The 11,608-nt window shown below is 50.6% G+C and carries 11 protein-coding genes; 4 read left to right on the top strand and 7 right to left on the bottom strand.

From position 1 onward, the window contains the following. Positions 1 to 58: 58 nt before the first annotated feature. Both ACQ4MZ_RS15140 and ACQ4MZ_RS15135 read left to right on the top strand, forming a co-directional pair. Positions 59 to 2,014 carry a sialate O-acetylesterase gene (locus tag ACQ4MZ_RS15140; RefSeq protein WP_430845912.1) on the top strand — a complete coding sequence of 652 codons (1,956 nt, stop codon included), beginning with the start codon at positions 59 to 61 and terminating at the stop codon, positions 2,012 to 2,014. 32 nt (positions 2,015 to 2,046) lie between these two features. Next, positions 2,047 to 4,176 carry a PQQ-binding-like beta-propeller repeat protein gene (locus ACQ4MZ_RS15135; protein WP_430845911.1) on the top strand — a complete coding sequence of 710 codons (2,130 nt, stop codon included), beginning with the start codon at positions 2,047 to 2,049 and terminating at the stop codon, positions 4,174 to 4,176. Here the strand turns inward: ACQ4MZ_RS15135 and ACQ4MZ_RS15130 are convergent, their stop codons facing one another. Together ACQ4MZ_RS15130 and ACQ4MZ_RS15125 are read right to left on the bottom strand one after the other, a co-directional pair. Next, entirely contained in the window at positions 4,177 to 5,109 is a 933-nt protein-coding gene (locus ACQ4MZ_RS15130; protein ID WP_430845910.1) for an aldo/keto reductase, read from the bottom strand. 136 nt (positions 5,110 to 5,245) lie between these two features. Then, the gene (locus ACQ4MZ_RS15125) at positions 5,246 to 5,668 is read right to left on the bottom strand and encodes a hypothetical protein (RefSeq protein WP_430845909.1); all 423 of its coding nucleotides are present in this window, start codon (positions 5,666 to 5,668) and stop codon (positions 5,246 to 5,248) included. Between the two features lie 222 nt (positions 5,669 to 5,890). Between ACQ4MZ_RS15125 and ACQ4MZ_RS15120 the strand changes: the two genes are divergently transcribed. After that, positions 5,891 to 6,508, top strand: a complete 618-nt coding sequence (locus ACQ4MZ_RS15120; protein WP_430845908.1) for a GDSL-type esterase/lipase family protein — start codon at positions 5,891 to 5,893, stop codon at positions 6,506 to 6,508. A 15-nt stretch (positions 6,509 to 6,523) separates the two neighbouring features. Beyond that, complete coding sequence (locus ACQ4MZ_RS15115; protein ID WP_430845907.1) at positions 6,524 to 7,249, top strand: esterase family protein; 726 nt, start codon at positions 6,524 to 6,526, stop codon at positions 7,247 to 7,249. Positions 7,250 to 7,255: 6 nt separating this feature from the next. On the opposite strand, the gene ACQ4MZ_RS15110 is transcribed toward ACQ4MZ_RS15115, so the two are convergent. The 5 genes from ACQ4MZ_RS15110 to ACQ4MZ_RS15090 form a co-directional block, all read right to left on the bottom strand. Next, positions 7,256 to 8,158, bottom strand: coding sequence for a hypothetical protein (locus ACQ4MZ_RS15110; protein WP_430845906.1), 903 nt, complete (start codon positions 8,156 to 8,158; stop codon positions 7,256 to 7,258). Positions 8,159 to 8,171: 13 nt separating this feature from the next. After that, positions 8,172 to 8,876, bottom strand: coding sequence for a hypothetical protein (locus ACQ4MZ_RS15105; RefSeq protein ID WP_430845905.1), 705 nt, complete (start codon positions 8,874 to 8,876; stop codon positions 8,172 to 8,174). A 35-nt stretch (positions 8,877 to 8,911) separates the two neighbouring features. Next, positions 8,912 to 9,274, bottom strand: a complete 363-nt coding sequence (locus tag ACQ4MZ_RS15100; RefSeq protein ID WP_430845904.1) for a hypothetical protein — start codon at positions 9,272 to 9,274, stop codon at positions 8,912 to 8,914. A 107-nt stretch (positions 9,275 to 9,381) separates the two neighbouring features. Beyond that, on the bottom strand, positions 9,382 to 11,100 hold the full coding sequence (locus tag ACQ4MZ_RS15095; protein WP_430845903.1) for a PQQ-dependent sugar dehydrogenase: 1,719 nt from the start codon (positions 11,098 to 11,100) through the stop codon (positions 9,382 to 9,384). Positions 11,101 to 11,213: 113 nt separating this feature from the next. Further along, entirely contained in the window at positions 11,214 to 11,558 is a 345-nt protein-coding gene (locus ACQ4MZ_RS15090) for a hypothetical protein (RefSeq protein ID WP_430845902.1), read from the bottom strand. Positions 11,559 to 11,608 lie beyond the last annotated feature (50 nt).

Here is an 11,608-nt window from a genome sequence, read left to right as displayed (position 1 = left end):
AGTAGAATATGACCACTTCCGGCATTTATAGGTAATCAAAAATCAACTTTGCCTTTCAATGAAACGAATACTTATAGTGCTGCTCCTCGCCTGCGCGACATCGTCGTTTGCCCAGGTCAAGTTTGCCCGCCTCTTTTCCGATCACGTAGTTCTTCAGCGCCAAAAGCCGATTCCCGTGTGGGGATGGGCCAAACCCGGCGAAAAAGTGAAAGTGACATTGGCGGGACAATCTATGGATACAAAAGCGGATGCATCCGGCAAGTGGCGGGTGAATTTCAAAGCCCTGGAAGCCGGCGGGCCGCATTCGTTGCAGGTAAGCGCCAAATCGGGTAATGCCACCGTGAACGACGTCCTGATCGGAGAGGTCTGGCTTTGCTCGGGGCAATCGAATATGGAGTGGCCGGTTTCGGCGGCCAAAAATTATGAGGAGGAGCGCAAAAACGCCGAGTTTCCGCAGATCCGCCATTTCCGCGTCGACCACCTGGTGACGCTTCAACCCGAACAGGACCTTTCAGCCGGGGAATGGAAGGTAGCTAGTGCGGAGACCGTCGGCGGCTTCACTGCCGTGGGCTTCTTTTTTGCCCGCGAGCTCTATCAAAAACTGCACGTACCGATCGGCCTCCTGCATTCGTCGTGGGGAGGCTCTCAAATAGAGGGCTGGATCAGCAAGGAAGCCATGCTGAGCAATGAAGAACTGCGCTCTTATGCTCAAAACCTGCCCAAAACGTGGCAGGAAGCGGATGCAATTATGGATAAGAAGCTAAAAAAGCAGCTTTTCAAGAATGCATCTTACGAGCCGACCTGGGAGGATGAAAAGAAATACATTTCGCCGGACGTAGATTTTACCAGCTGGCAAAAAACCGCCGACGGTGTGGGGCAATGGGATTGGAAAGGCCTTATGGGTTTCCGCGGCAAAGGTTACATGGCCAAAGAGGTATCAATCCCTTCCGACTGGGCGGGGAAACAAACGACCCTTTCACTGGCAGAAAACGACGGACCTGTTGAAGTGTATATTAACGGCAAACCCGTCCATGAAAGCGCTGCGAAAGGCGCGCGGAAAATACAGCTACCCGCCGGCACATGGAAGGAAGGTAGAAATATCCTGACCCTCAAAACCGGCAATATGGTAGGTGCCTCGTGGTTTGGTCCCGGGCTGATGGGTTCGGCTAATGACCTCTACGTGGAAGACGGAAGCCGCAAAACGAGCCTCGCCAAAGACTGGTACCTGATGCCCGCGTTCGCCGAAAAGCACGAGTACGCCCACCTGATGAACAATGTGGGTACCACTATTTACAATGCCATGATCGTGCCGTTGCTCCCGTTTGGAATACGCGGTGCGCTTTGGTACCAGGGTGAAAGTAATGCAGGTCGCGCTTACCAGTACCGCCAATCGTTTCCGCTCATGATCAACGACTGGCGCAAGCTTTGGAACGATGATTTCTCGTTTTACTGGGTACAATTATCCAGCTTCGGTACCGATCGCGACAGCAACAAGGGAAGCAACTGGGCTGAGCTCCGCGAGGCTCAAAACATGACGTTGAGCCTCCCTAAAACCGGTATGGCCGTCACTACCGACGTAGGTAATCCCTTCGACATTCACCCGACCAACAAACAAGACGTAGCCCACCGCCTGGCAACCCACGCTTTGAAACAGGATTACGGCCAGAACATCCCTTACGCTTCCCCGCTTTACGATCAAATGCAGGTGGACGGAAATAAGGCCATTGTTTCATTTAAAAATGCGGAAAACGGTCTCACGATCAAGGACCGTTACGGATATTTGAAAGGCTTTGAAATAGCAGGTGACGATAAGGTTTTTCACTACGCGAAAGCGGAGATCCAGGGTAACAAGGTGATCGTTTCGAGCCCGAAAGTGGGCAAGCCCGTCGCCGTCCGCTACGCATGGTCGGATGCACCGGAAGATGCCAACCTGTACAATACCGATGGCTTCCCGGCCAGCGCATTCCGTACCGACTCCTGGCCGGGTATTACCGTGAACGCCCGCTTTGAGTAACCTTCTTTCTATATCTGACTCTTGAAGTTTGTATGTTAAAACCCTTATCGTGGTGTATCGGCGGCCTTGCCTTGATACTCGCCGGCGCACGGACAGTTTCTGACCAAAAAGACGACAAACGCGAGTGGCGTGAGTACCTCGGCGGCCCCGACCGCAATCATTTCTCTTCATTGACGCAGATCAATAAGGATAATGTCAAAAACCTGAAAGTGGCCTGGACCTGGTCCATGCCTGACTCGGGACAAACCCAGGTAAACCCGATCGTGGTAAACGGCGTGCTATACGGGGTTACGGCCACCGTGCAGGCTTTCGCCCTCGATGCGGCCACAGGCAAACAGCTCTGGCTATTCGGTGATAAATCCAAAAACGGCTCCAATACCAGCCGTGGTCTGACTTATTGGGAAGATGGGGACGATAAACGCATCCTGCATGCAATGGGCTCCTATCTGTACGCCCTCGACGCGCGCACGGGGAAATTAATCGAGCGCTTTGGCGACAAGGGGCGCATTGACCTCCACACCGGGCTTCCCGAAAGCGCTAAAAACAAATACATGGTTTCCAACACGCCGGGGACAATCTTCGAGGATCTGATCATCATGCCGTTGAGGCTTTCGGAAGAGTCAGACGCGGCTCCGGGCGACCTGAGGGCATTCAATGTGCGTACAGGTAAGCTCGCCTGGACGTTTCATACCATCCCATATCCCGGCGAGTTTGGCTACGAAACGTTTCCGCCCGACGCGTACAAAAACACATTCACCGGTGCCGCCAATAACTGGGCGGGCACGGCCATCGATCGCGAGCGCGGCATTCTGTATGTACCCACCGGATCGGCGGGTTATGATTTTTACGGTAGCAAACGCAAGGGGGCCAACTTGTTTGCCAACTGTCTGCTCGCGCTCGACGCGCGCACCGGCAAGCGCCTCTGGCACTACCAGACCATGCACCACGACCTCTGGGACCGCGACCTTCCTGCTCCGCCTAACCTGATTAGCGTCACGCAAACCGGAGCTGACGGTAAACCCCGCAAGATCGACGCGGTGGCGCAGGTCAGCAAGCAGGGTTACGTATTCCTGTTCGATAGGCTGACAGGTAAGCCGTTGTTTCCGATCAAGGAAGTTGCCGCGCCAAAAGACGCATTACCCGGTGAATATCCATGGCCCACCCAGCCCGTACCGAGCAAACCGGTACCCTACGCACGCCAAGCCTACACCCTGACCGAGAATGATATCAGCATCCACGCACCCGACCGCGATTCGTTGAAAATCAAATTTAAAGGCTACAAAAAAGCCCTTTTTGCAGCGCCAAGCAAAGAAGGTACGGTAATCCTGCCCGGCTTCGACGGCGGCGCTGAATGGGGTGGCGCAGCTGCTGATCCGGACGAGGGAATCCTGTATGTGAACAGCAATGAAATGGCGTGGATCCTGACGATGAAAGACACGCCGAAAGAAAGCGAGCTATCCAATCTGAGCCCCGGCGAGAAGGTTTACACCACCTATTGCGTAACATGCCATGGGCCTCAGAGGAAAGGTAATGCCAAAAGCGGCTATCCATCTCTTATCGACATTGGCACACGCCGCGATAAGGCGTTCGTAAACCAGCTGGTAAGTTCAGGGAAGGGCATGATGCCCGGCTTCACGATGCTGACGACCGATGAAAAGCAGGCATTGGTGTCATTCCTGTTTGGAGATGAAAAAGTGGAGGCTGTTTCTGAAACGCCTGTTTCGAAGAAGATCTATCTGCCCTATCAAAGTACCGGTTACAACAAATTCCTCGACGCCAACGGCCTGCCTGCGATTTCGCCGCCGTGGGGCACACTCAGCGCGATCGATTTGAACACCGGCAAGTTCCTTTGGAAAATCCCATTTGGTGAGGTGGAATCCCTTAAAGCGAAAGGCGTCCCGACCACCGGTACCGAAAACTATGGCGGACCGGTGGTAACGGCCAGCGGGTTGCTTTTTATCGCTGCCACGAAAGACGGAAAGTTCAGGGCGTTTGATAAAAAAACCGGCGAATTGCTTTGGGAAACACAATTGCCGGCTGCGGGGTTTGCTACACCCGCCACGTATGAAGTCAATGGAAAGCAATATGTGGTGATAGCCTGCGGCGGTACAAAGCTCGGTACTAAAAAGGGGAACCAATATGTAGCATTCGCATTGGAATAGTCAAATTCCGGCCATCCACTCGCGCATTTTCTTCCTGCCCGCTTCGTCGGGCAACCGTCCTTCTCCGGCGCCGAGATTGTCTACCAGGTGCTTCACATCAGAAGTACCTGGTATCACGCAAGTGACCGCATCATTGCTGATGATATATTTCAGAAAAAATTGCGCCCAACTTCTGATATCGTAATCGCCGGCCCAGGCGGGCAGCTCCTTTCCTTTCACCGCCCGGAACAAAGCGCCCTGCTCGAATGGCTCGTTGATGATCACCGCCACGCCTTTGTCTTTGGCAGCTTTCAGCAGGCTTTTTTCCGCATTCCGCGAACGTATCGAATAGTTGAACTGTACAAAATCGATGTTTTCCGATTTTACAATCTGTTCCAGGCGCGTGTGAGAAGCATCGGTATAGTGGGTAATCCCAATGTAACGGACCTTTCCGGCGGCTTTCCAATCCCTAAGTGTTTTCAGGTGGGTCTCCCAATCCTGTAAGTTGTGCACTTGCATCAGATCAATCTTTTTTCGCCTCATTTTCCGCAACGACGCATTCATCTGATCGATCCCCTCCTGCTTGCCGGTTGTCCACACCTTTGTGGCAAAGAAAAATTGTTCATTCAGCTTCAAATCCGTAGTCAGGTCGCCGATTACCTGCTCCGCTCGCCCGTACATGGGTGAAGCATCGACGACTTTCCCGCCCATTTCCTGCATTTTTTGCAAAACCTCCTTCAACGGTGCGCGCTCGGAAACACCGGCTCCGACATCGAACTGCTGCCAGGAGCCCAGGCCAACTACCGGCAGGCGTTCGCCGGTCGACGGGATCTTTCTTTCCAAAATCATTTTGAGGTCGTTATGGGCTGAGGAAGAAAACGGGCTCAATGCCAGTCCGGCACCGGCGGCAGCCAGTCCGGCCAGCGCCTCCCGTCTTGAAAAAATAGGCTTCATTGGCTGGTTTATGGGTTCTAGAAGTGTTCAAGTTACGAACAAATCGCATTGGGCGCACCTGAAACGCCAAAAATGAGAAAAGGAGCCAGGATACACCTGACTCCTTTTGCTGCATTTCACACCAAATCTGAATCTATTACTTTTTTTCGATGGATACTCCGATCTTGTAATCTTCCAGCTTGGGTGACTTGGGAAGTTCGGGGTAAGGAAGTACCTCCGAGACAGTCAGTACATACTCTGTTCCTCCCAGCTTGAAACCCTGTTGGTTCTTGGAATCACCCTTGAATTCGAAATTCACATTAACCTGACTCGAAGCATCGGATATCGCGAGCACCAATTTCGCGCTTCCCATCGAAACGCAGTTGGCGTTCACCGGGCAGCGGCTGTCGGTCACCTCTTTGAGCTCCACTTTCAGATCGCTGCCGGAAGTACGGACCGTTGCTGCTTTCTGGTAGGTCAGGCTGGTTGGATTCAGGTCAGCCTGAGGTGCTGCGTCGTCCTTCTTGTCGCAGGAAATAGCTGCAAAACAGATCAATGCGAGTAAAATCGTTCTTTTCATGCCAATAGTAGTTTGAATTATAATGCAGAGAACCCGAACAGCGACCGATGGTTGTAACCGATTTATAAAAAATTACATTTCTTGTAGTATACCGACGACGATTGGCTCGATTATTTTGATAATTCTCGTTCCCATGACCATTATTTAACCATCTGTTAATTTCCCGTATTTATTTTTACGGTTAGACACCCAAAATCAGCGAGATACCTAAAATCAGGAAATATGGTCTGGTACGAAGAAGAAGTACAAAGAGTCGAAAAAGAACGGTCCGCGTTAAATTATGAACCCGATACGATCTTCTACGGAAGTTCGAGCTTCACACTGTGGACGGGATTGTACCAGGATTTTGCGGAACTCAAACCGATCAACCTGGGATTCGGCGGCTCCACGCTGGCGGCTTGCGTATGGTTCTTCGAACGTATTATGACCACCGTGACGGCCCCGACCCGCATGGTCATTTACGCAGGCGACAACGACCTGGGCGACGGCCGTCACCCCACGGAGGTACTGCTGTTCTACCGCCAGCTGATCGCATTGATTCGGGGGCGTTTCGGGGAGATTCCCTGTTTTTTTGTATCGATAAAACCCAGCTTGCAACGATGGGATATCATCACCTCGATCAGGGCTGCCAATGAGCTGATCCGCGAAGAAACCGAAAAGGACCCGCATCAGCATTATATCGATATTTTCCCGCTGATGGTGAACTACCAGGGTTATCCACGGAAGTCGCTTTTCGAGGCGGACGGGCTGCATTTGAGCGCAGATGGTTATGCAATTTGGAAGAAAGTGATCAGTGAAAACATATATGCCGTTAACGGGGCACTTCAAAAAACTTCTTAAACAAACCTCTTCGCCATGGAAAGAGCGTACCACAAGTGGTTTAGTCCGATTTTGGATAAGTCGATGGAAATGCTTGTATTCGGTCACTCGGGAACCCCCGTCATATTTTTCCCGACACGCTCAGCCCATTTTTATGATTTCGAAAACTGGCGGGTCATCGATGCGATGAAAGAAAAAATCGACGCCGGTTATATACAGGTCTACTGCGTCGACAGCATCGATAGCGAAAGCTTTTATTCAGATGCCCCTCCTCCGCTGCGCATTGCCCGCCACATACAATACGAAAAATACATTCTGGAAGAAGTAATCCCGTTTATTCGCATACAGAACAAAAAGCGCGAGCTCATAGCAGCAGGTTGCAGTCTTGGAGGATACCACGCCGTCAATATCGCATTCAAGCATCCCAACATTTTCACAAAAGTCGTAGGCATGAGCGCGCGCTACGATCTTACACAGGCGCTACCCTATTTCGCCGACCTCTTCGACGGGTATTTTGATGAAAACGTTTACTACAACATGCCCAATCACTTTGTTCCGGGCATTTCGGATCCCGAGCTGCTTCAACAATTGAGGAAAATGGAAATCACGCTCGTGATCGGACGCGAAGATATTTTTCTGGACAATAATCGCCATTTAAGCGACTCGCTTCACCAGCTCAACGTACCCCACCAGTTTTACATTTGGGACGATGAAGCACACCGCCCGAGGTACTGGCGGGAGATGGTGAAGATTTACTTGTAGTTCCGCCTACCAGTTGAGTAACGCCCATTCGTTCGTGGATCCGGAGGTCAGCAAAAAAGTCTTTTGCGAAGCGAGATAGAACATTTTATCGATCGAAAACGGCAAGTCCATTGAGTCGATCCGTTGCAGCCTGTCCGTCACTTTGATGACATCGATGCCGTGCATTCCTTTGTTAAGCACCAGATAATCCTCCGCGAGTTCGAACGACCGGAGCGCCGAGGAGATAGAAGCCATTTCGGTAAAACTTTTGCTGTCATATTCAAACATTTTGATGTAACCCAAGCCTCCAACGAACAATCTTTTACCGTCGCCTGAAAAAGTTATTTGATAACATGTATTGGGAAGCTCACTGATTTTGATCGTTTTGCCAAACCCGTTCTGATCAAATGGCTGTGCGAAGAGTTCTCCGTGATTGGTTCCATAAGCAATCAGGTTTTGCAGGGGGTGCAAAGCCCTGCAAATCGGGTCTTTGCCTTTGGTCTTCGTCGCAGCATGTTCGCTGGCATGCCCTTCTTCGCACTTCACAATTGAGATTTTCTTTCCTGCAAAGGCGATCCACGTACCGTCGTGCGCCTCATAAAGCAGCGGTAGCGTGTCGGCTGTTTTGTAAAGACCGGAGCCCTCGACTCGCAGATAGTCCTCTTTTGAAAGCAACCGGCAACCATTTGTCTGTCGCCTGGTTTCATTGTAAACGGAATCGGTAAGCCTGTCGTCGAAAAAGCTTCTCCATTTGTAGGCGATATCCTCATCGGAGGTTTGCCATATCAGATCCATGGCTCCATTCGGCCGAAGAAGCAGTATTTTCCAGCGGTCAGCCATTAAAAAAGCGCCGCTACTTTCCAGCGCATGCGCCAGCTGCAATTGCACGTCGAGCGGCGAGGGTATTACTTTCGACAAGATCAAATTCATAAGATTCTGATTTTCAAAATACACCGTTCGTGTAAAGACTGTCCGTTTTCAACCTCCTTACTTCCTCCTGAAACGCCTCTGAGTTCTTTTCCCCGTCAACAGTGATCAGGTAATCTGTCACGCGGAAATCTTCGATCGGCACATCGTGATATTGCATGCATGGCTGCACTTCGCGGACATATGAGTAGCCGTTTCCGCTTTGCTGCAAGCATTCGAAGAATACCAGCCGTACAAATGCAGATTTCGATGAAAGTAGCTGCACATCATAATCTGCGAGTACATGCTGATCGACCGCGAACGGTTTTGAGGTAAATTCCAGGGTTTTGTAGAGGGTCTGCTGCACTTCGCTTTGCTTATCGAACCAGCATTCCAACTTCACATTGACGAGCGCCGGCGTGTTGTTGACAATGTGCAATGTGAGCGGGCCGTGCTTTTGGGTTGGAAACCAGGCATATAAATTCTGCGCTCCGCGCTGGATGGTCGGCAACAGGAAAAATAGCATTGGAATGCAAAGAATTGCCAGCCCAACGGTTTTGTTTTTCCAGAACAGGACTGCCAGTAGCACCACGCCAAGCAGCCCTGCCAGATAGAAGATTCCGAGCGCCCACCCCACCGAACTGTCGCCGGCCGGGGTAGGTTTCAACAGGTAGTAAACTACCGTAATCAAAAGAATAACGCAGAAAATACCCAGCAATGCGAGGTAAGTGAACTTGATCATCTCAGGTATGTGTGTATGTGTGAGTGATATTCCTGTCAGACTTCAAAAGGGAGGTCGTACTCCCTCGTATTAGGCTTCGAACTACGCGTTTTAACGATAATGCGCGCTTTGAGCGGACTTCCCAGCACCAGGAAATATTTCACGTACTGATCTTCGTGATAAGTCCAGGATTTGTCTTCCAGTAAATATTCCGAAATGCCTTGCTTGCCGGCTTTGTAAGCCCATTGCTCTACGATATTGGGTTCGTAGGTGACGTAATGTCCCATGCATATGATCTGCACACCAGGCTGCGCGTTGTTGCCGAGTTCCGTGCAGCTTTCTACGAGTACATTAATGCTGGAATTGTCTTCGAGGTCTTTTACCGACCATTGGTCGAGTACGGTTTTAACATTGGCCATAATAAATGTCCTGATTTTCGTTTTAATGAGGGCTGTAAAGAAACAGCGCCGGTTGAAAATCAGGATAATTCAATTATTTATCGGCCACTATAAACTACTTAGCGCCATCAGGGCTGATTTAACGTATATGCCTTGCTAACCCGCCGGATCTTGCCGTCACTTTTGGTCATGATGTATAACTCCCCGGTAAAGCGGTTATATTCAATGCGGATATCGACGCGTTTCGAACCGGACATTTCGACCAGGTTCGTGTCCTTTCCGTCGCGCACGATCATCATCTCATATACCGACTGGTCGCTCAACCGGGCATCGATGTTAGCATAAAAAATACGCCCATTCACAATATCCCCGAAGATGTATTTGTTCCTTAGGGCCGCTATCGGGCCTTCATACACGTAACCGCCGCTGATTGCATTTCCGTCGATATGATCGTATTGTAAAAAGGGCCTTTCAAACTTACCGGTTTCCGCTGCGGGTGCGGGGTACACATTTTTGAGGTCTTTGGAAGAAATGCCAAAGTTTCCTTCACGCACATTCCAGCCGTAATCGCCGCCTTTTACGATCACATTCACCTCTTCAAAATTCGACTCGCCCACTTCCGCGCTGAACAGCCTTCCACCATGCCATGCCAAACGGTGCGGGTTGCGGAAACCGTAGGCATATATCTCTTTATAAATGTCACCGGGCTCATTCACGAACGGATTATCGGCCGGAATGCCGTAATGCCCGTTCTTGCTATTGCTCCCAAGAGGATCGATACGGATGATCGTGCCGAGCAGCGAATGCAAGCTATGGCAAAGCTGGGGATATTTGCTGATCGTGGAGCCGCCGTCGCCAGTACCAATATATAGTAAGCCATAATCCTTGTCCCCTTTCCCTGCATCGGGATTGAAACCAATATCCTGCGTGCCGTGCACCACATTAGGCACATTGATGCGGAGTAACTCCCTTCTTTTCCCTTTGAAAACCGGACTTTTAACATCATCGGTTTTCCATTCCGAAACCACCCATTGTAATGCTACTTTAATGGAGTCGTTGTACGAATAATCGGCAGGCTTCCCTTTCGGAGTTTCCGTATGGGTAATATAAATCAACCCGTTTTGAAGGTAATCCGGATGGAATGCGAAGCTGCCCAGGCCGGTACCCAGGCCGGGTTCGTTGACAAAATCTTCGATATCCTTTCTCAGATCGACGAAAGTCGTTACCTCCTTTCCGCTGATCCGGTAAATCAGCCCGCGCTGGTCGCTCACGTACAACGTGCCGTCTTGCGAAGGGTGCGGGCGCATGTTCGCGATACGCGTGCGGGGCATTTTATCGCTCGATGGCGGGATCGTCACGTAGTCTTCCAGTTCTATCCTCAGACCGGTTTTGATTACTGGCTGGGTTAGACGGGTATTTGAAGCCGTATCGATTTTTACTTCAAGCGGGGCGATGTTGTGCGCCTTCGTTTCTGAGGCAATGTAGCCGAGAATCGACCGGATTTCTTCGTCCTTCAAAAAATCAAACGGCGGCATAATCATCTTGTACCGTTTGGAAAGGCTCACAGCCCGCGCATTACCTGACTTGATCGCATGGTTCGGGTTCTTAATAAATGCGATCAGTTCCTTTTCCGAGAGCACATTTGTAACACCGCCCAGGCGTGGCCCGATCTCCTCCTGCTCCATGGCGTGGCAGGAAACGCAATGCGTGGTAAAGAGCTCCTTGCCTTGTGAATCGGTGCTGGCAAGCTGGCTGCCGACAGGCGTGGATTGTTTTCTGGCGGCGCAGTTAAAGAGAAGGAACGAAGCTGCGGCCATGCAGCAAACAGAACGTAGAACTAAGGTCATCCAGTGATGGGTTAGGCTTTTTTAAATACGACGTTAAAGTTAGCAACCGACCCGGAAACAAAAAAAGCCGGATCGCTCCGGCTCAGTCACTGACTCATGAAGGAATACTATGGTTATCCTACATTTCTTCCATCTTTATCGAGTTTCACGAGGGCATTTTCCTTGCCGTTCGCTACTTGCAATTCATAATATTGAGCTTTGTCCGGCTCGGTTACCAGAAATGCTTTCTTAACCGTCCATCCTTTAAAGTCATCGCTTTTGATTGTCTTCTGAACCCCTTCCGGCAGGTCCTCGGTTTTTACGGCTACCTTCTCCTTTTGGTCTGCCTTCGTTGTTTTCTGAGCAACCGCTTCCTTATGTGCTGAATGATCAGCCGTCGCCTGATTGGCCGTTTGAGCCCGAACGGAAGTAAACGAGATGAGCGCCAGGGCAAATGCCGATACTACTAGCTTTTTCATAATCCTTGTTTTTTAGACAACTATTAATGTTTTTGACCTCGTGCATTCGC

This window comes from Dyadobacter sp. BHUBP1, from assembly GCF_050587785.1.
Taxonomy (GTDB): Bacteria; Bacteroidota; Bacteroidia; order Cytophagales; family Spirosomataceae; genus Dyadobacter.
Note: the sequence above shows the minus strand (reverse complement) of the source record. Positions and strands in the feature narration are given on the sequence as shown.